Source organism: Microbulbifer mixtoriginis (SeqCode), assembly GCF_052467705.1.
Genome location: NZ_CP174322.1, coordinates 2,030,443 through 2,049,276, shown reverse-complemented (window position 1 = coordinate 2,049,276; position 18,834 = coordinate 2,030,443). Strand labels below are relative to the sequence as shown.

Sequence of the window (18,834 nt, the reverse complement as noted above, 5' to 3'; positions counted from 1 at the left end):
CATCGTCACTAGAATTAGGTAGTAGGACTATTTTTGTACAGTTAAAAGTTGCGGGTTCAGTTTTGTAAATTACTTGGTGTGCTCACTGTTGTCATGCTCCCATACTGGCCTAAATTAATTTTCTAGCCTGGCACAAACCGCCTGTGAAAAAGTTGAAGCTACTAAGAGTAGGTATGAAAAATCTACCAGAGATTTATGTACAGGTGAAACCATATGTACGTACTTTTTCTTGCTGAATGAAATGTGTATTCAGCCAAATTCTCCAATGCCAAGAGCATGGATAAGAGATAAAGATGGCTTAATAGTAGAAAATATTTGCGTAATGATATCCATGTTTCTGTGAAAAAATGAACATATATCTTTTGCCATCGAGAGATTACGGTTCCCGCATTGAGCTTTCGTAATTTTTCGACTCAATGTATTACCTGGCTTACGGATAAGACTTCAGCCGAGGGCCTGGCTACAAGAGTTTTAACGCTGACTTTTTCCACAACGAAGAGATTTATTTAGATGAGCACTGACAAAAGTAATGACTCCACACCTTTTCTAGCAGGCATGAGCGCTGGTGAACAGCAATCATCTCTCTCGAATTCAGGCGCCAAATCAGTGCTTGGTGAGGGTATCAATTTTCGCGGTGAGCTGATTGGCACCGAAGATCTTCATGTAGAAGGCACCGTAGACGGTACTGTAATTATGGTTGGTCACAACCTTTCTGTTGGTACCGGCGGTGCAGTTACTGCAAACATCCATGCAAAAAATATTGTTGTTGAAGGCACACTGGACGGCGACGCACTTGCCGATGAGTTAATTGAGATCAGAAATACTGCCCAGGTAAACGGCAACCTGATTGCCCCTCGAATCAAACTCGACGACGGTGGTAAGTTCCGTGGCTCTATGGATATGGTAGATACCGACTCCGAAATGAAAGAACGCCACAAGGAATTCTCAGACCGATTGGTGCACCCAGATCTGCCGGCAACGGAAGACAAGCCAGCAAACCGCTCCCAGAACAACGCCTCCTACACTTCTAGCAGCTCAACTGCGAGTGATTCATCCCGTCTATCCGATACCAGCGACTATCTGTTCGGTACCAAGGAGACTGAAGAGGAAACAGTGGAGAGCTGAGTTAACTTCCTCAGTTAATCCTCCATACGAGCCCCGGCTATTGCCGGGGCTCTAGCTTTTGGTGTGAAAGTATGTTGCAGCATCATTCGTTTGGTATTGCCGCCTTGGTGGACGAGGTGGTTCAACCAGGTGGTAAAGTACTGGATTTGGGGTGCCTCTCATTTGGCACTACACAAACCTTTTTGGAACTGTCCTGCCAGACATTTATTGAGGATTTACGTAGCCTGCTACTTGAAATCCACTCATTTGACCTGCAGACACGAACTATAAAGTTAACTGAACACCTGACCAGAAAGCCACAACGGGTAAAACTTGATGTCGTGCTCTGCTGGGACCTGTTCAACTTTATGGAACCCGAGCTTATTGCCCAATTAATTGAGGAAATCCGACCTCACTTAAAAGCTGGCACTGTCTTCCACACAATGCTGTACACCGGCACAATGCCTAAAGCCCCCGCTGACTTCAAGCGTTTGTCCGGCTTCACTTTTAACTCATCCCCCCTAGCACTGCCGGAGCCATTACCTACATACCGATACTCTTCGCTCAATCTGATGAAAACCATGGGTAACTTTTCTCTGCGCTCCTCTCTCCTGCATAGAAAAGGCATGCGTAAAGACCTTATTGAGCTGATGTTTGAATACGGTAATGTAAAGTCACAAAACGCTATACGTGCGGGGGGAACCTCAGCTGCAATTTCCGCTTTTAGACAAACAAGCCTTACCGAAATCCCTTTGACAGCACTTGATCAAGCATTAATGCACGCCAAGCGCTCTCCCGTCAGTAAAGCTCTGGATGTAGGGAAAAAAGCTGGTAGGAATATGCAGCACCTCCAGCGAGAAGTGGGTGAACTATTTATTTCCGATCTCTATTCTGCAATTCTCTGGCAATGTAGCCGCAAGGTACCCTTTGATAGCGCGGTACAGGCAGCATTACGACAGGCCACCCTGCCTGAAAACCTGGATTGTATTTTACTCTGGGATCTTCTGAATTTCTTTTCCACTGAACAAATTCAGTTAATCACCCATGCGCTATATCAGTATCTCAGCAATGGCGCTGTGATGCATTTTCTGTTGTTCAAGCAAGAGCGACTTCCGGTTAATTGTGGTGTTTTCGAGATTCAGCCATCAGGCCTTGTTGGAACCTATATCCAAGCAGCTGGAAATAAGCAGGCAAAGTTCCGCACTATTACCGATGTAGTGAAAGCACTACCACAAATGAAAGTTCTAAGTCAGGGCACTGGAAGAATACCCAACGGGCCCTTTTATCACGAAATAACAATGCAGAAAGTTGTAAAGGATCAATAATGACCCAGTTTTTCTACCACTGGTTGACTAAGTTATCTCCTGAGCAGGTAACAGACACCTTTCTTATAGTTATGCTTGCCCTTGGCACTATAGCCTTGACCCTTTACCCATTTGGCAAGTTTCCACGCTTCGTAAAAGAAACGCCTTCTCTACTGACCGCTCTTGGAATTCTGGGTACCTTTATCGGTATTATTCTTGGTATCTATGGTTTTGACCTTGCTGATATCGACACCTCAATTTCAGAACTTATGCAAGGTCTGGAAACCGCCTTTATGACTAGCATCTTAGGCCTTTTCCTCTCATTGGTCTTGCGCACTATCTTCCAAATATTCAGCAAAGATCAGCCAGCCAAAGCCACTGCAGATGATATTTTGCAAGCGATCAATCACCAGCGCCAGGATTTGGCAAAGTTTCAACACAGTATTAGTGAAGAGGTTCTGCAGTCACTAACTTCAGTTGTGGAGAAGTTTAATCAGGGGCTGAACGCACAAATGGGTGATAACTTACAGCAGTTTATTCAGCAGCTGGAGGCCGTATCCCCTGCCTTGCAAGCATTAATCGATCAGCATGAGCAACACGCCGAGCTTGCTGCAATCTACCGTGAGCAAACTACATCTCTACTGATTGAAATTAACGGTGCGCAGGAGAATCTTCTACAGTTACATCAACGTATTACTGAATTACCGAAAATCTTTAACGTTATTCCTTCGCTGGTTGAACAGCAGCGCACTCACTCCGAACAAATCTCTGTCATGCTTAATGAACAGCAGGCATCCATTGAAATACTACAAAAATCTATTCCGGATATCGCACCCAAGTTTGAGTCGATTACCCAGGGAATCGAAAAAGCGAATCAGCAGTTAGGCACTCAAGTTCAACATCTAATATCCCTGAGTGAAACCCAGGCGAAAGTCTTTGAACAGAGGACGAATAAGGTCGTTGCTCTTGCCGATGTCCTGAATAATATCGACCCCAACCATTTTTCCAACATTATACAAGAGACTGCAAACAGCCATCGTGAATCAATGGTTGAGCTTGCACAGCTTATTGCCAAGACCCATCAACAGATGATTACTGAATTATCCCAAGTGATCACTCGTGATTTGACCAATGCAGACGTAAGCATCAAGCGCCAGTATGAGTTACTGGATCAACGTTTACATAGCGAAGTTGAGAGTGTAATGGCTGCGATGGGTGATGCCCTAGGTACCTTGAGCGGTGAGTTTTCACGGGATTTTCGCCAGTTAATCCAGCAAATGAAAAGAATTGACAATCAAGTGAAACAGGCCGCCGGAGAGGAGCATGTTTGAGAGCGCTCACTCCAACAGTGAATCCAGTGAAAGCCAATGGATCAGCCTATCTGACATGATGGCCGGCCTAATGATGGTCTTTCTCTGTATTGCCGTCTTCGTGATGCGTTCCCTAATAGATGAACGAGCCAAAATTCGAGAACTTGCCGAGTCCTATCGCGATACACAGCTGGCGATTTATCAAACTTTGCAACAGGAATTCTCCCGCGACCTTACTCGCTGGGGAGCCTCTCTGGATAAACAGACCCTAGCTATCTCTTTTAACAATAGTGATGCGCTGTTCAAGACTGGGGATTTTACTTTGAGTGACAATGCGCGTGAAATTATGTCCTCATTTGTGCCCCGCTATATTGCTGCACTGACCCCCTATATGAATTCCATTGCTGCAATACAAATTGAAGGTCACACAAGTTCTGAGTGGGGTGAGCAGTCGGCGCCAGAGGAGGGGTATTTTCATAACTTACGTCTTTCTCAGCAGCGGTCACGGGCGGTAATGCAATATGCCCACTCGCTACTACCCCCAAATCAAGCCGTTTTAGTACGTGCAAAAGTTGCAGCCGTAGGTTATTCATCCGCCCGCCCAGTCCTCAATAACAATGGTATTGAGGATCCAGATCGCTCTCGTCGCGTAGCATTCCGAGTAGTGCGAGACTCTGAAAGCCACATTTTGCAGATTCTTGAGGAGGCCCTGTGAAACTAACCGACTTGCAGCCTATTCATAAGCGTCAAAGGCAAAGCTCTCAAAATCTTCTCAATCCCGAACAGAAGCCTTTAACTATTTGCAAGCCGAGTCGAAATAGCTTGGCGAGCGCCATTCGTTTAGGTATTCAGCTGGACTATTCAGACCTCGATATACTTTCTTGCGGTTGGCGCTACCGGGGCATCCCAGTATTTGTATTTGGTCTTGAGTATTCACCCTCAACACAGGAAGATTCTTTTGGGCAGGTCCATATTTCTCCCAAATGCCCTTCAGTAAGTAATTACCAAGGGCCTCTCTGGGCGAGCAGCGACTTCGCCGCCGTACAAAAGTCCTTTCCGCGAGACAACCTAAAGCCTTGTCCGCACTGCTTGCGCCACCTTTATAGTTTGGATATTCCAGATTTACTGCACAAAGACCGCTTTGGTAATGTTACCGCTATCGATTGGTTAATTTACGCACGATACTTTGCCGGTGCAATTTTTGAAAAATACCCACTCTTCTGGCGCAACGGTGAACGCCCACAAAAAGTGACTGCACTATTCACCACTGAACCCCCGAGGTATTCCTGCTCAATTTGTCAGTGCCATATTAATGCCAACGGCTGGGCGATTAACCCTAAGCTTGCTGAACTCAGTAGTCTCCCCAGAGAAATTTGCCTTCTTTGCGCCGAGCGGAGAGCTCGTACTGTATTAGTGGCACCCCCTCAAGCAGCGCTGCGTGCAGCAACCCTGCGCTACGAATCCCTTACCAAACAGTTGGGTAGTGAACCCCAAGCATCCTGGGCAATCGCCGAGCAAGTAGTTCCCGCCTCTTGGCTTCCGCTGATCCAGAAACTGAAAACTCTGATGGGGCCGCCCAAGGTCTTTCAGGTGATCGCTCCGAAAATTTTAGCCGTTTTATCCTGGCCCAGTATGAAACGTGCCATCATTGCTGATAACACCAAAGATGCAAAACTGCCTTCTCACTATTCCGTTTGGCGCAAAGCCCAGATTGAGCAAGAACTGGGCTTAGGCTGAGCAATTACTCCATAGTGCTGCCTTCGGGCAGCTGGCTTTTACAAACATCCGGCTTCCTCACTCTCAAAATCTATCAATAAGAAAAATTCTAGAAGATTCTTAAAGTTGTACGCAGGTATTTCCTACTGCGGCTTATTTGATTTAGATATAGCAGACCATCAACAACTTACTATTTCCAATAATTTTATAAACGCATGACTTAAATAAATTATTTGATATTATTTTTAAAAGACACTCTATCAAATGCTTTTTATCCTATTTATACTCTCAACCTCTTTTACAAGCTTTGCACAAGCAGCTTCTTGGTATTGGAAGGTTACAAATATCATGATTACGGTTTAAATTACCGCCAATAATTTTCTGCATAGGATTTCCCCCTCACAATTACATGCTTTTTAGGAACTTAAACAAAACGATCTAGTCAGAAATCGAAGTAGTACACCAATAACCTCGAAATTTCGTACCACTTTTAGCGGTAACTAAGATCTGACTCAGTTTTCAAGTTACTTTTAATACAGGCTTATCATGATGCATAGTCGGCACACAAAAATTCTGTCAAAGATTTTTCTTACAATCGCACTCTTAGCAGTAACCATTGCTGTACGTGCGGACGAAGCGTTGCAGACATTTCTCGAACAGACACTTACCACAGCACGTGACAAAAACGATCTTCCAGCCGTCGCCGCGCTGATTCAAATCGATGGCAAGACCGCTGCTATAGCTGCAGACGGTTTTCGTGCGCATGGTCATATGGAACCAGTCACTATCGACGATAGTTGGCATATTGGATCGAATACCAAGGCGCTAACTGCAACAATGATCGCACGCTTAGTTGAGCAAGGTATCATGCGATTTGAGGATACACTCGCTGATTCTTTTCCGGCTTTCGCAAAAAATATGGACCCCGCTTACCGCAATATTACGATCACGCAATTGCTCAGTCATACCGCAGGCTTACCACCTCTGACCGACGATAATGAACTTCCTCAATTTGAAGACTTAATCGAGTCAGTACCCAGTATTCGGGCGCAACGTATTGCGGTTGCACGCAGTTACCTTGCAATGCCACCTACATCCGCAACTGGTTCATTTAAATACTCCAATCTCGGTTACATTATCGCGGGTGCCATCGCCGAGGCACGAACAGGCAAGACTTGGGAGGATCTCATCAAGGAACAGATCTTTACTCCGCTCGGCATAAAGAATGCAGGATTTGCAGCGCCCGGATCCTCTGGCAAGTTGGACCAACCGCGTGGTCATAAAAAAACCTGGTGGGGCAAGCTCGTACCACTCGATCCCGCTGACATACAAAGTGATAATCCTCAAGCGCTCGGCCCCGCCGGCACAATCAATATTTCTCTTAAAGATTGGATTCTCTTCGCAGAGGACCAACTCAATGGCGTACATGGCCGCGGTAAATTACTGAAGTCCGAAACTTATCGCAAACTGCACTCACCCGTAAATGGTCATTACGCACTGGGCTGGGGGGCATTGTACGATCCAGAGTTATTGCTGCTTACACACACCGGAAGTAACGGCTATTGGCTCACCGACGCACGTATCATGCCAAAGCACAACATAATTTTTCTAATCGCGATGAACTCTGCTGGTGATACTGCAGAAAAATCAATGAAAGACATCCGCAAGCTTCTTATGGAGCGCCTAAAACCATTTGAGTGAATCTAAAAAGCGGACTTGTCTTGACAAGTCCGCAATCCAGCGGCTACTGGAATATATACTTGATAATTAATTAAAGTCAGCAGCGCGAATCGGATAGTTATCAGAGCCAGCCTCCAAGATCCAAGCCCATGGCTCTGCGAATAAAGCGAGTCAATTATATTCCTGACAGAATAATCTCACGGAAAACGCATACCGTCACCCGCCACAAGAATCCTATTTATCATACATAGTACTGAGCAATTTATTTAAATATAAAGACTCAGAAATACACTGCAACTTGATGGAGCTATAGCTTTCAATAGAGAGAATTCTTAAAGATGTAATCTAGAATTTCGATTCAGAGAAAAATCATAGCTTTCGCTTGCCGCCTTTTAAGAGCCACAAGTTCCAACCTAATTCATCCATGCCAGCCAACATAAAATTTAAGAAAAAATGGCCAGTAAAGCCTATGGAGAGCTTTGATGAATGGCAGCCACCCTTTAAGGCTCCATCACTGTTTGAATTAGAAGAATTAAATATTACCGCAGGGCGTTAAACAGGCTTTGCCCACTGCCATATTAAGTGTGGTGGCACTCTTCTCGATGGCAAGGAAGTTCGTGATACTGTTCGAGCGACTTTCTGCTTTATCAAATTGGAAAAATCGTGACATGTGGTGCACCGCCATATCTCCACACCAGCCAATCAAGGTGCTTAGAAAATATAGCGTTCAAGTCAACTCAATGCTGAATGCATTAGCGCTGCTCAGTAAATCGGGGCATTAAGTTATAAAAGACATCGGGCTTTTGAAGAGAGGAATCTCCAAGCCCATAGAAGCCCGGGGGTATAAGGCATAATAGTCTGCCTCTAATGCATCATTAGAGGCGGCACAGATTTTGTGTAGTGTGCTTCCCCGCTACAAGATGATCAGCGACGAGCGGCAAAGATACCACCGGCCATCACTACCAGCGAGGAAAGCATTCCCACACCAACCAAACTATAAAGACTGATAGACTGGCGAGCGGCTTCGTTAAGCACTTCGCCAAAAGGAAATTGCCAGGCAACAATACCCGAAGCCGCCAGCACAGCGATGTATTGAACACGACTGGCGCGACGTTCGTTCTTCTTGGAGGGCATTGGCAATTTTGCCATGACGCTCTCGCAGAAACCGTCATCGTCCAGGTAGGGCTCATCGAACTGCAGCTGCTCTGCCAGCCAAGCATCAAATTGTGGGTCTTTGCCCTCTATAGTTAAATCGCCCAAGGCGCCACCCTTTGTGTTGCGCTGTTCAAAGTTAACCATTGACCACCTCCTCGCGCCACGGCTGCAACAAGCTCTGTAGCTTTGCTCGCGCGCGGTTGACATGGGATTTTACCGTACCTAGCGGCAACTTCATAATACTTGCCGCTTCCTCATGGGAGAAGCCCCGCTGCATACACAAGTGTATCGCCTGGCGTTGGGCATCGCTTAAAGAGTCCATTGCGGAGTTCAGGTCCCGGGCCATCCCCAGGCGCTGAGACTCTTCAACCGACTCTTCCGCCTGGGCCCGATCGACCGCCTCCTGATCCACTTCTGGAGCGTTCTTGCGTTTGTGGCTCATGACGAGATTGTAGGCGATCCGGTACAACCAGGTGCTAAAGCGGGCATCTCCCCGAAATGCCGGCAGCGCCTTATAGGCCTTAATAAAGGCCTCTTGCGCCATATCATCGGCCAGGCCCTGATCGCCATCACACAGCTTGCGGAGCGAGAATCGCAGCTGGGATTGATAGCGACGCACCAGCTGGGCATATGCCCGCTGGTCCCCGTCTTTGACGGTGCGCCTGATCAAATCCTCATCATTGAGGTCCATATTTCGGTCCCTACGCCTGCTTAGTATCGAGCTTCCAGTTGATAAAGCGGGCCAGGCCGATAAACAGTGGGATCAAGCCCAGACTACCTACCCCAAATCCTGCAAGGGAAGTGAGCCAGATAAACACTGCAGCACCCACTGCGATTAGAGTAATCCCTCTGTCCCCAGTATTCTTAGGGCTGCTATCTTCCAGCATATCCAACATCTCAGGCGGCACATCCCGACCATCGGCCACCATGTTATTGATATTTTCCATCACCAGCTGTTTCTTCCTGTAGCTATTGCGAGTGACCAGCCACACTATCAACACCGGCATACCGAACACACAAAGTAAGGCCAGAATAGGTAAGGTCACCACTTGGTGGAAACCAGAATCTGATTGAGACTCTTCCCAGCCTTTAAGTGAAGAGTCATATCTTTTTGACAGGCCAATCTGCACATTGTCTGGCACACTATCTAGAGCCTCTTCAGCCACCTGCCCCCGCTCATCGAGAATCCCCTTGCGCTCCAGTTTCTCGATAATGCGCTGGCTCAGAGGGCCTCCGAACTCAGCTCCCAAGTCCACCTGGACCTCACTGCGCTCGCCGTCCTCTCCCTGGGTTTTGATGGTGAGCACACCCTCCTCATCACGCATGATGCGTACACGCGTATCTGGCTTAGATGCCTCACTTTCCATTGCCGGCGGCTTTGGCGGGTTGGGTATTGTGCTGCTGTCATCCTGTGCCCAGCTGCCCATCGCGGCAAAAGTAGCTGCCAGCGCCGCCAACCAGTAGGTAGCTACCCGCAGGGATTGTGAATTTCTCGCTCTCATTAGTTACTCTCTAATCGTTGTCTTTCTTGTACTGTTTAACCGTCGGCCCGGGGAAGCCCTGCACGCTACATCACTGTTATGCGGCCTCGGCTGTAAGGTCCGGGGGTGGCGCCTTGGGGAGCCCTCTCCTCCGCAATCCGCACCGAGTAGGGAAGCCCGCTGCCTTCAACCTCACTGCCTGACTTACATTCATTGAGCTTTTGCATAAAGTGCAGGTCTGTTTTCTCAGTGAGCTGACGATGAATATCATCCACCGAGAATCCCAGCTCCGCCGCTCCGGCCTGCATGCCGCCAAGCGCCAAAATCAGTACGGCGCAAAATTGTACCTTCTTAAATGATCCCGCAGTAAACATTGTGACCTCCAGATCGCTTTTCCTTGTACACCTCTATGACGGAGCCAGAATTGATTTTGGATGCAGGCGCAAAAATATTTTTTTAAACACTTTGTGAGAGGACTTCTTCCTATGGCTACTGGACCAATAAGTACAAAAGTCGCAATAATCGGCCTGTAACCATTGGGGAACTCGTAGATGACCGGTATTAAGGAAATACTGATCTTTTGGTTTGGTGATCCCGCTTTAAATTACCGCCCTACACCTGAACGGCAGAAGCGGTGGTTTTCGGCAGACCCAAAGCTGGACAAGCAAATGGCTGAAGACTTTACCGGGATCACCAATATGGCCCTTGGGGGAAAGTTGGATCACTGGCGCCAAAGTCTGGAGGGCGAGCTGGCCCTGTTGCTGTTATGCGATCAATTCGCCCGCAATATCCACCGCGGTAACCCTCTGGCCTTTGAGGGGGACCCACTGGCTCTCGATATCACCGAGTCGATTCTACAGAGGGCAGATGAGCAAAAACTTGGGCTGTTTCAGCAGATTTTTGTCGGCATGCCACTTGAGCACAGTGAAAACTCCGCTATCCAACAGCGCTCCGTGGCATACTTCGCCCAGTTGCAGAAGCAGTACGGGGATGATGAGTCCATCGCCCCTTATCTCGCCACCCACTATCGATACGCCCTGGCCCACCAGGCGATTATCGAGCAGTTTGGCCGCTATCCGCATCGCAATGCGGCCTTAGGCCGCAATTCCACTGAAGAAGAAAAGCACTGGCTGGCACAAGGGGGCGGCTTTAAATAATGGATTTACTCGGATGGTTATCACTTGCAGGTATCTGTGCCCTAGGCGCAATGTCACCAGGCCCTAGCCTGCTTATCGTAATGCGCTGTTCCGCCTCCGGTCTTCGGCAGGGCCTCGCCAGCGCCATTGCGCACGGCGCGGGCGTTGCCGTTTACGCTGCGCTGACAGCCTTTGGCCTCGCAGTACTGATTACCAGCTCTCCACTACTATTCAGTATTCTGCAATGGGCCGGTGCAGCCATGTTGGTATACCTGGGCTGGAAGGCCTTCCGAGCCCCGGCTCCCGGCTCGGGAACGACCCAGTTGGAAGCCCCCCACATGAGTGTTCGCCGCTCGATCGTACAAGGTTTCGGGGTGGCCTTCTTTAATCCCAAGATCGCGGTATTCTTTACTGCCCTATTCAGCCAGTTCGTATCTGAGCAGCAGGCTCTCACAACCAAGCTCGGAATGGCTGCCATGGTTTCAGGAGTCGATACACTCTGGTATTGCATCGTTGCCCTGGCAGTTCATGCCAGCCGCAAACGTCAACTGGTTAGCAAGCACCTCGGCCACCGCATCCAGCAGCTGTTTGGTCTGCTCCTGATTGGCTTGGCCGCACGTTTGGTATTCACTATTTAGTGGGTAGGACCTAAGCACCATCTCCGTACAGGCGTGCCAAAATCGAAACTTACCCCCGCAAGAATGATGATTAGGCACCCCAAAAAAAACAGGCCCGCAAACGGGCCTGCACAGTGCGGAGGTTGCAGCCTGGATGCCTGGGGGGAGTACATCCGGCTGCAGTGGCGCATTATGACAGTTACGACAGCTTCCTAAAGACGAATCATCGCAATAGCAACTCTCTTGAGCGCAACGAAACCTCCGCCACTTCAGTTCCAACCACCATTGACACTGAATATTTATACAGTTACCGTATAGCCATACAAGCAAACTGGAATGTCTTAAAGGCAATTGGGAGGCATATCATGGCCGTAGTAGCTGTTTGGAAATGCGATCGAGACGGAGCAATGTTCGACAACAAAAAAGATGCTGAAGAACACGATAAGATGCTGGAGCTTGCAGCCAACATTACCACGCTCATTGAGCGCAGTATTGAAGGTATTGATGAGCAGGTGAGCGAAGAGATCGGCCTGTTGCTGGCCAAGCGTCGCGATGCCCTGGCCAAAGCCTGCAAAGGCAAACCAGAAGTTCTGCTGGAAGAAGATGAGAGCGGTGAAGAGTCCTCCGACGAGACCGTTACTCCCTTTGCTGCAAACCAGTAAAACTGCCAGAAGAAATTTTCTGGTAGTAATTTAAAGTTTCATCCCTGTACTCTGCCCGGTTCAACCGGGCTTTTTTGCTGGGCTTCAGTATTTAGCTGAAGCCTCTCACCGCATAAAGATCGTTAATCGTTCCAGATCACCTAAAAAATCCTCTATTGCGACAAGCGCTTTTACAGAGATCTTATCGATATCACAATATTGATCACTGCGAGTATTAATATCACCAGCCAACTGATTAATGTGCCCCAAAAGCGTCCGGCATGGGTACCTCCCTTACCCGCTGTCAGGCCATAAGCGTGGAAAATGCGGGATAGAAAAAAGGCGATTCCAAAGACATGCAACCACAGTGCAGATAAGCCCCCTAGCTCCGCAAGCAACAAGAGCAATAATGCGATGGGGGTATATTCAACCGCATTCGCGTGCACGCGCACACGAATCTCATTATGACGATCCTCGCCAGTGCCAATACCTACTCGCTTAGTGCGACGAAATTGAACGACCCGGCCTGCCAAGTAGATAATGAGGATTGCACAGAGGCTGGCATACAGCGCTGTAATATTTACCATGGCATTTTCCTTTTTCTTATTAATACGAGATGTAAATATATCTCTATCACCACACAGCTCACCACACCAATGCTAAACAAGTGGCTGGACCTTTTTGTTCATTTTTCGTCACACAAAAAAAGAGCGGGCTTTGCCCGCTCTTCATCTGCTCACAAACTAAGCACTAGTTAATTGCGATAGCCAAAGTCGTGCCCCTTGCTCGGCTTAAGATGACGATCGCGCAGGCGGGTTGAACGAGTAACCAAAGATTGGGGCTCCCCCTCAATCAGTACCTGTTCAGGGTAGCTGGTTACTTCCAGTGGATCACCGCTCCAAACTACAATATCAGCATCGGCCCCTTTCTCCAGGGTACCGCCACTAAGGCTAAAGATATCTGCCACATTTGTACTGATAGACTTCAGAGCCTCCTCGTGGGACAACCCGTGGGCAACAGCATTACCAGCAGACTGACGTGAGAGGTATACATTGTGGGTAGAAGCGTAGTCGGGACCACTAATGGCAACTTTCACACCAGCTTTGGTTAACAAAGCAGCATTATCCAGGCGGGCGCCAAGGCTGGAGAAAGAAATGGGCAGGTTGTTAATCGCATCAATCACGACAGGCACCTGAGCTTGGGCCAGCTGCTCCGCCACCATCCAACCTTCAGCCGCCCCCAGCAGCACCAGCTTTACATTGTAAGTCTTAGCCAACTCAATAGCCGCAAGGATATCGCTGGCACGATTAGCTGTAATTAATAGCGGTTCCGTTCCATTAATCACCGGCTGTAAGGCCTCGAGATCCGCAAGACTATAATTCAGCTCTCGCCACTCTCCCAGACGAATCGCTGCACGATTGTCACGGTACTCCTTAGCCTCATTCAAGGCATTCTCAATTTTCGCATAGGCGTTTGCACGGCTACCACCGGCCAGTTGAGCACCGGCCTCACCCAAATAAGCCTTCTGGGCAACATCTTCCGCCTCGACACTATCGAACTCACCATTGAGTTTGATAGCAAAGCCACGTCCGGCAAACACTCTCTGGGCCTCTACCGCAGCGCTATCCCAAGTACTGATAGCTGGAAACACCACAGCGCTGGTAACACCACCAGCCCGGTTAAAAGGGATCAATGTAGATTTGGGGTTGTATGCGGGTACAGGATTGAAGGCGCTGCCGATACTCTCACCAGTTACCGCATGGTCGTTGGTGCCACTGGCTGCGCTGATCTCCACCAGTCCCAATTCAGAAATGGGTGCAATAACTCCAGGAGTCACCACCTTGCCTTTCGCATCAATTACCCGATCGGCAGGCATATTCAGCGAGGGAGCCACCTGCTCCACTTTACCGTCCACTACCAGCACATCGGCAGATTCCAGTGTGCCCATATCAGCCAGGGTGTGTACCTTGCCGCCCTTAATCAGGATACTTTGCGCCTGAGCCCCTGCTGTCAAAACCCCCAGGGCCAGCGCATAGAATACAGCTATTTTTTTCACAGTCGCTCTCCCTCTGCATTGAGAATACCAAGCTCAAAATCACTGCGCGGTTGGCGCTTTTTATCGGAGCGATCGTACATCAGCTCCCCATCGATAAAGACCTGATCAACATGGGTATAAACACTGAACGGGTTGCCAGACCAAATAACAACATCGGCCATCTTACCCTTCTCAAGGCTGCCGGTTTGCTTATCGATACCCAGTGCCTTAGCGGGGTTCATGGTCATCCAGGTCACAGCATCCTTTGGCTGAATATCGAAACCTGCGCGCTGACCTGCAGTCATCGCTTTAGCAACTTCTTCATTCAGGTGCTGAACGCCCACACCGGAATCCGAGTGAATCATCGCACAGGCCTTGGCCTGATCGACGATAGCAATATTTGCCTCTGTCATATCGAAGGCTTCGTGCTTAAAGCCCCACCAGTCAGCCCACATCGCAGCACATACATTGTTCTCCGCCAGCAGGTCGGCGACTTTGTATGCTTCTACTGCGTGGTGGAACGTAGAGATCTGGAAATCGAACTCCTTGGCAACATCCATCATCACCGCCATTTCCTCTCCGCGATAACAGTGATTGTGTACCAGGATATCGCCGTTCAGAACGCCTGCCAGGGTCTCTAGGCCAAGGTCTCGCTCTGGTTCATCTCCACCCTTCTCTACATATTCCTCCCACTTCTTCTTATAATTGCTGGCCTCAATCCAGGCATTGCGGTAGCCAGCTACATTACCCATGCGGGTTGAAGGGGAAGTACCTTTACCACCATAAACACGCTTAGGGTTCTCGCCACAGGCCATCTTCAGACCGTAGGGCGCACCGGGAAATTTCATGTCCTGTACGCTGCGACCCGGTACATTTTTGAGGGTTACACTGCGGCCACCGAACAAGTTGGCAGAGCCCGGTAGGATCTGCAATGTGGTCACACCGCCAGCCAGGGCTAAGGGGAACTGGGGATCCTGTGTCCATACAGAGTGTTCCGCCCATACCTGCGCGGTGTTGGGGGATGTCATCTCATTGCCATCCTGAGAGGACTCAATAGAGGGGGCGGGATAATCTCCCAGGTGAGAGTGCACATCGATAATTCCGGGGGTCACCCACTTACCTTTGCCATCGACAACCAAGGCGTCCTTGGGAGCCTCAAGATCTTGACCGATCTTTGCAATCTTTCCGCCTTTCAATAATAGGTCTGTGTTCTCTAATTGCTCCCCAGTCCCAGTAAGCAAAGTGGCATCCTGAATCAGCACCGGCCGGGACTGAGTAACAGAATAAGTTGAAGGGAAAGCATCCAGGCGAGCAAAATCCAGAGATCTCTGCTCACTCCCGGCTTTCTTCTCTCCGCAGGCAGACACCAACAGCGAGGCACAAAGCAAAGCCGCGATGCCGCGCCCGAAAACTCGAGAATGCAGCTGCATAGTTATTCATCCAATGGTTTTGAAGATGGCGGTGAATGCTATCAGTTTGTCTGACCTTAGCCACTACTTAGAGAAGAAAAGTTCGCTTCTGAGAAGAAAAGCCCCAAAGAATTAACGAGAAACTCGTCTGCTCTGCAAGTGGATACCCATCACATTTGAATAAACACACAATTACAAAAGGGTTTATAAATGTCGGCATGTCAGCAAAGACTGCAAACCAGCCCTTAAAAGGCCCCAGGTTCCCTATATACTTTTTTGTTTCCACATGATGCAGTTTCTGGTGAAAAAATACTCAATAATTATTCCGGAGGAGAATAGGTGATCAAGGAAAACAGCTTGCCGGTATTCCCCACATCCACTTATGTCACCAGTAGCCAAAGCCGGGATTCCCAGCAAGTCTATGAGGCTTTACGTAAAAGTGAAGAGCGCTATCGCGAACTGGTTGAGCATGCGAATTCCATCATTATGCGCTGCGACAGGCACGGGCGAATCACCTCTTTTAATGAGTATGCTCAACAACTTTTTGGCTACTCTGAAGCCGAAATTATTGGGCGGCATCTGATCGGCACCATAGTGCCCGCCTGCGAGTCCAGCGGCCGGGATCTACGTCAACTCATTCAACATGTTTGCGATAATCCACAAGAACATCGCTACAACATTAACGAGAACATCACCAAGTCTGGCAAGAGGGTTTGGATTGCCTGGACTAATAAAATCCTTTCAGATGAAAGTGGCTGCCCAACAGGCATACTCAGTATTGGAACCGATATCACCAAACAGCGCCTGCTGGAGGAGGAGTTACGCCAAGCGCAAAAAATGCAGGCTATTGGCGAGCTAGCCGGCGGCATCGCACATGACTTCAACAATATGATTCATGGAATCAGTGGTTATGCCGAGGTTATCCAGCAGATAGCGGAAGATCCCCGTATCAGCGAATACACTAATCATATACTCACTACTGCCCGCCATGCCGCTGAGCTGACTAAGCAGCTGCTTACCTTTGCTCGCAAAGGTAACTATCAACTGAAAGATTGCAATACCCATGAAATAACCCGCGATATCTGTGCCATGCTTGAGCGCACCATTGATCGGCGTATTCGCGTTGAACAGCAACTAGAAGCTGGCCGGCCTCATGTAGTCGGCGATCCCGCCCAGTTGAAAAGTGCATTATTAAATATCGGCATCAACGCCAAGGATGCCATGCCGAGTGGAGGCACTCTGCGTTTTAGTAGTAGCAATATTACCTTTGAAAAAATTACTACTATCGCAGATTTTGAAGTGCAACCTGGTCATTACCTGTTAATCACCATTCGCGATAATGGTACAGGTATGCCCCCTGAAGTGCGCCGCAGAATTTTTGAGCCTTTCTTCACCACTAAGGAATGCGGCCGGGGTGCCGGACTGGGTCTCGCCGCAGTGCATGGCACCATCCATTTGCATAAGGGGGCCATACAATGCCATAGCATTGAGGGAGAGGGCAGCACCTTTAATTTGTACCTGCCGATTGCCGAAGCAAAAGTAAGTAGACAGCAAAAACAAACTGTACCGCAATCTGCCAAACGCCAACTTCGTATTATGGTGGTGGACGATGAAGCCATTGTCCGCAGCTATTCGAAAACACTCTTTGAAATGAATGGTCACAGCGTAACCACTTTCGCTTCGGCGGAACAGGCGATCACCTATTACCGACAGCATTACGAACAGGTAGACCTGGTGATTCTCGATATGATTATGCCCGGAATGGATGGCCAGGAACTATTCGCCTTTCTGCAGCGCATCAACCCGGAGGTGAAAGCATTGCTTTCAACCGGGTTTAGTGTCGATAGCAAAGTCCAAGAAGTTATCAAAGATGGGGTTCTCGACTGTATCCAAAAACCTTTTACTTACGATAGGCTCAGCAACAAAATTGAGGAATTGATTTTAAGTGGGCAACTGATAACAACAGTGCCTTGAATATCTAAAATGACTTGTGTCTTAAAGCAAAAAAGCCACTTACTTTAAGAAATTGGCACACTTGCACGAATACTTGCCAGGGAAATTACTCTGGCAAGTATTTTAAAGGATAATATGCGGAAGGTAGCGACTCATATCCTGAGTTATAAGATTACTATCCTCGCGAATTGAAATACCCGCAGCCATATCATCCACTAGCCAGCTACCCACCAGGGTAAAACTCTGACCAAACTTCGGCAGTGGATGCATAGCCTGATAGATAAAGCCCTCTTCTCCATAGGGCCCATCCGAAAGCGATTGCACATCTTCTCCGCGTACTACTGAAATATTGGCACCCTCACGGGAGAAAATGGGCTTCTTAACCAGCTCCGAATAGCCGTCAGCTTTATCCAGCTCATCTTCGAAAAATGAAGGTAGTAAGTTGGGGTGCCCGGGAAACAACTTCCACAACATGGGCAGGAGTGCTTTATTGGATAATATCGCCTTCCAGGGTGGTTCCAACCAACGTACGTTATTGCCCCCCAACAAAGAGCCAAATTCCTCGCGGAACATAAACTCCCAAGGGTACAGTTTGAACATCCAGGTAATTACCTGATCGTCTAAATCGGTAAAATCTCCCTGCGCATCACAACCAATATCTTCGATAAATACAAAATGATTAGTGATGCCGGCTTCACTGGCACAATCTTGCAAATATTGAACCGTACCGCGGTCTTCTACCGTATCTTTGCAACAGGCAAAATGTAGTTCTCGACCAGGGGTCAGGAATTGTACGTCGCGAAAGCGATTAACCAGCTTTTCCTGCAGGCTGTTAAATTGATCAGACTGGAGGGGAAGTGCCCGCCTATCTACATTATCCTGCAACCAAAGCCACTGCCAAAATCCCGTTTCATATAGGCTGGTAGGCGTGTCGGCGTTATTCTCATAAAGTTTGGCCGGACCCTGCCCCGAATAGGCAAAATCCAAGCGAGAATAAAGGCTGGGGTCACCATTTTTCCAGGAAGCGCGGACAAAATCCCAGTGCTGCTCCGGTATGCGGAAGCGCCTTAACAACGCCTCATCCTCAAGCACCTTAGCGACAACATCCAGGCACATTGCGTGGATTTCTTCGGTGGGGTCCTCAATATCCTGCTCTATCTGTTCCAAAGTGAACTGATAGTAAGCAGTTTCATCCCAGTATGGCTCCCCATACATGGTGTGAAAATGGAAACCAAACTCCTGCGCCCGCTCTTTCCAGCGCGGGCGCTCACCGATCGGCAACCTCAGCACCAA

General features: G+C 48.5%; 18 protein-coding genes. 10 read left to right on the top strand and 8 right to left on the bottom strand.

Annotated elements, in window-relative coordinates; translation table 11 throughout:
* Positions 1-510 precede the first annotated feature (510 nt).
* The 6 genes from ACJJIB_RS09205 (at position 511) to ACJJIB_RS09180 (ending at position 7,135) form a co-directional block, all read left to right on the top strand.
* Positions 511-1,125 carry a bactofilin family protein gene (locus ACJJIB_RS09205; RefSeq protein WP_444885381.1) on the top strand — a complete coding sequence of 205 codons (615 nt, stop codon included), beginning with the start codon at positions 511-513 and terminating at the stop codon, positions 1,123-1,125.
* A gap of 71 nt (positions 1,126-1,196) precedes the next feature.
* Positions 1,197-2,429 carry a class I SAM-dependent methyltransferase gene (locus ACJJIB_RS09200; protein ID WP_444888634.1) on the top strand — a complete coding sequence of 411 codons (1,233 nt, stop codon included), beginning with the start codon at positions 1,197-1,199 and terminating at the stop codon, positions 2,427-2,429.
* A complete protein-coding gene (locus tag ACJJIB_RS09195) occupies positions 2,429-3,739 on the top strand; it encodes a MotA/TolQ/ExbB proton channel family protein (RefSeq protein ID WP_444888633.1) in 1,311 nt (436 codons plus the stop codon). The genes ACJJIB_RS09200 and ACJJIB_RS09195 overlap by 1 nt, the downstream gene beginning before the upstream one ends.
* The gene (locus ACJJIB_RS09190; protein WP_444888632.1) at positions 3,732-4,433 is read left to right on the top strand and encodes an OmpA/MotB family protein; all 702 of its coding nucleotides are present in this window, start codon (positions 3,732-3,734) and stop codon (positions 4,431-4,433) included. The genes ACJJIB_RS09195 and ACJJIB_RS09190 overlap by 8 nt, the downstream gene beginning before the upstream one ends.
* Positions 4,430-5,455, top strand: coding sequence for a hypothetical protein (locus ACJJIB_RS09185; protein ID WP_444888631.1), 1,026 nt, complete (start codon positions 4,430-4,432; stop codon positions 5,453-5,455). Before ACJJIB_RS09190 ends, ACJJIB_RS09185 begins: the two co-directional genes overlap by 4 nt.
* Positions 5,456-5,980: 525 nt before the next feature.
* On the top strand, positions 5,981-7,135 hold the full coding sequence (locus ACJJIB_RS09180) for a serine hydrolase domain-containing protein (RefSeq protein ID WP_444888630.1): 1,155 nt from the start codon (positions 5,981-5,983) through the stop codon (positions 7,133-7,135).
* Between the two features lie 903 nt (positions 7,136-8,038).
* On the opposite strand, the gene ACJJIB_RS09175 is transcribed toward ACJJIB_RS09180, so the two are convergent.
* The 4 genes from ACJJIB_RS09175 to ACJJIB_RS09160 form a co-directional block, all read right to left on the bottom strand.
* Positions 8,039-8,413, bottom strand: coding sequence for a hypothetical protein (locus tag ACJJIB_RS09175; protein ID WP_252085423.1), 375 nt, complete (start codon positions 8,411-8,413; stop codon positions 8,039-8,041).
* Positions 8,406-8,960, bottom strand: coding sequence for a sigma-70 family RNA polymerase sigma factor (locus tag ACJJIB_RS09170; RefSeq protein WP_252085422.1), 555 nt, complete (start codon positions 8,958-8,960; stop codon positions 8,406-8,408). Before ACJJIB_RS09170 ends, ACJJIB_RS09175 begins: the two co-directional genes overlap by 8 nt.
* Positions 8,961-8,970: 10 nt before the next feature.
* Entirely contained in the window at positions 8,971-9,771 is an 801-nt protein-coding gene (locus tag ACJJIB_RS09165; protein WP_444888629.1) for a DUF6249 domain-containing protein, read from the bottom strand.
* A gap of 65 nt (positions 9,772-9,836) precedes the next feature.
* Positions 9,837-10,124 carry a hypothetical protein gene (locus ACJJIB_RS09160; protein ID WP_444888628.1) on the bottom strand — a complete coding sequence of 96 codons (288 nt, stop codon included), beginning with the start codon at positions 10,122-10,124 and terminating at the stop codon, positions 9,837-9,839.
* A 177-nt stretch (positions 10,125-10,301) separates the two neighbouring features.
* Between ACJJIB_RS09160 and ACJJIB_RS09155 the strand changes: the two genes are divergently transcribed.
* The 3 genes from ACJJIB_RS09155 (at position 10,302) to ACJJIB_RS09145 (ending at position 12,165) form a co-directional block, all read left to right on the top strand.
* Positions 10,302-10,907: a DUF924 family protein gene (locus tag ACJJIB_RS09155; RefSeq protein ID WP_444888627.1), complete on the top strand. Its 606-nt coding sequence runs from the start codon at positions 10,302-10,304 to the stop codon at positions 10,905-10,907.
* The gene (locus ACJJIB_RS09150; protein ID WP_444885390.1) at positions 10,907-11,524 is read left to right on the top strand and encodes a LysE family translocator; all 618 of its coding nucleotides are present in this window, start codon (positions 10,907-10,909) and stop codon (positions 11,522-11,524) included. The genes ACJJIB_RS09155 and ACJJIB_RS09150 overlap by 1 nt, the downstream gene beginning before the upstream one ends.
* 344 nt (positions 11,525-11,868) lie before the next feature.
* Entirely contained in the window at positions 11,869-12,165 is a 297-nt protein-coding gene (locus ACJJIB_RS09145; protein WP_252085417.1) for a YebG family protein, read from the top strand.
* Between the two features lie 170 nt (positions 12,166-12,335).
* Here ACJJIB_RS09145 and ACJJIB_RS09140 read toward each other — a convergent pair whose 3' ends face one another.
* The 3 genes from ACJJIB_RS09140 to ACJJIB_RS09130 all read right to left on the bottom strand — a co-directional run bounded on the left by ACJJIB_RS09140 (position 12,336) and on the right by ACJJIB_RS09130 (position 15,609).
* A complete protein-coding gene (locus tag ACJJIB_RS09140; RefSeq protein WP_444888626.1) occupies positions 12,336-12,731 on the bottom strand; it encodes an MAPEG family protein in 396 nt (131 codons plus the stop codon).
* A gap of 167 nt (positions 12,732-12,898) precedes the next feature.
* Complete coding sequence (locus ACJJIB_RS09135) at positions 12,899-14,200, bottom strand: amidohydrolase family protein (RefSeq protein WP_444888625.1); 1,302 nt, start codon at positions 14,198-14,200, stop codon at positions 12,899-12,901.
* Positions 14,197-15,609 carry an amidohydrolase gene (locus ACJJIB_RS09130; protein WP_444885393.1) on the bottom strand — a complete coding sequence of 471 codons (1,413 nt, stop codon included), beginning with the start codon at positions 15,607-15,609 and terminating at the stop codon, positions 14,197-14,199. The genes ACJJIB_RS09135 and ACJJIB_RS09130 overlap by 4 nt, the downstream gene beginning before the upstream one ends.
* Before the next feature lie 318 nt (positions 15,610-15,927).
* Here ACJJIB_RS09130 and ACJJIB_RS09125 point away from each other — a divergent pair, with 318 nt between their 5' ends.
* Positions 15,928-17,562, top strand: a complete 1,635-nt coding sequence (locus ACJJIB_RS09125; RefSeq protein WP_444888624.1) for a two-component system sensor histidine kinase NtrB — start codon at positions 15,928-15,930, stop codon at positions 17,560-17,562.
* A 102-nt stretch (positions 17,563-17,664) separates the two neighbouring features.
* On the opposite strand, the gene ACJJIB_RS09120 is transcribed toward ACJJIB_RS09125, so the two are convergent.
* Positions 17,665-18,831 (bottom strand): glutathionylspermidine synthase family protein, encoded by a 1,167-nt coding sequence (locus ACJJIB_RS09120; protein WP_444888623.1) that lies wholly within the window; start codon positions 18,829-18,831, stop codon positions 17,665-17,667.
* Between the last annotated feature and the right edge of the window lie 3 nt (positions 18,832-18,834).

What these genes read in the sequence shown, in the direction of transcription:
- ACJJIB_RS09205 (WP_444885381.1), top strand. Translation starts at nt 511, where the DNA reads ATGAGCACTGACAAAAGTAATGACTCCACACCTTTTCTAGCAGGCATG.
- ACJJIB_RS09200 (WP_444888634.1), top strand. Translation starts at nt 1,197, where the DNA reads ATGTTGCAGCATCATTCGTTTGGTATTGCCGCCTTGGTGGACGAGGTG.
- ACJJIB_RS09195 (WP_444888633.1), top strand. Translation starts at nt 2,429, where the DNA reads ATGACCCAGTTTTTCTACCACTGGTTGACTAAGTTATCTCCTGAGCAG.
- ACJJIB_RS09190 (WP_444888632.1), top strand. Translation starts at nt 3,732, where the DNA reads ATGTTTGAGAGCGCTCACTCCAACAGTGAATCCAGTGAAAGCCAATGG.
- ACJJIB_RS09180 (WP_444888630.1), top strand. Translation starts at nt 5,981, where the DNA reads ATGATGCATAGTCGGCACACAAAAATTCTGTCAAAGATTTTTCTTACA.
- ACJJIB_RS09175 (WP_252085423.1), bottom strand. Translation starts at nt 8,413, where the DNA reads ATGGTTAACTTTGAACAGCGCAACACAAAGGGTGGCGCCTTGGGCGAT.
- ACJJIB_RS09170 (WP_252085422.1), bottom strand. Translation starts at nt 8,960, where the DNA reads ATGGACCTCAATGATGAGGATTTGATCAGGCGCACCGTCAAAGACGGG.
- ACJJIB_RS09165 (WP_444888629.1), bottom strand. Translation starts at nt 9,771, where the DNA reads ATGAGAGCGAGAAATTCACAATCCCTGCGGGTAGCTACCTACTGGTTG.
- ACJJIB_RS09160 (WP_444888628.1), bottom strand. Translation starts at nt 10,124, where the DNA reads ATGTTTACTGCGGGATCATTTAAGAAGGTACAATTTTGCGCCGTACTG.
- ACJJIB_RS09155 (WP_444888627.1), top strand. Translation starts at nt 10,302, where the DNA reads ATGACCGGTATTAAGGAAATACTGATCTTTTGGTTTGGTGATCCCGCT.
- ACJJIB_RS09150 (WP_444885390.1), top strand. Translation starts at nt 10,907, where the DNA reads ATGGATTTACTCGGATGGTTATCACTTGCAGGTATCTGTGCCCTAGGC.
- ACJJIB_RS09145 (WP_252085417.1), top strand. Translation starts at nt 11,869, where the DNA reads ATGGCCGTAGTAGCTGTTTGGAAATGCGATCGAGACGGAGCAATGTTC.
- ACJJIB_RS09140 (WP_444888626.1), bottom strand. Translation starts at nt 12,731, where the DNA reads ATGGTAAATATTACAGCGCTGTATGCCAGCCTCTGTGCAATCCTCATT.
- ACJJIB_RS09130 (WP_444885393.1), bottom strand. Translation starts at nt 15,609, where the DNA reads ATGCAGCTGCATTCTCGAGTTTTCGGGCGCGGCATCGCGGCTTTGCTT.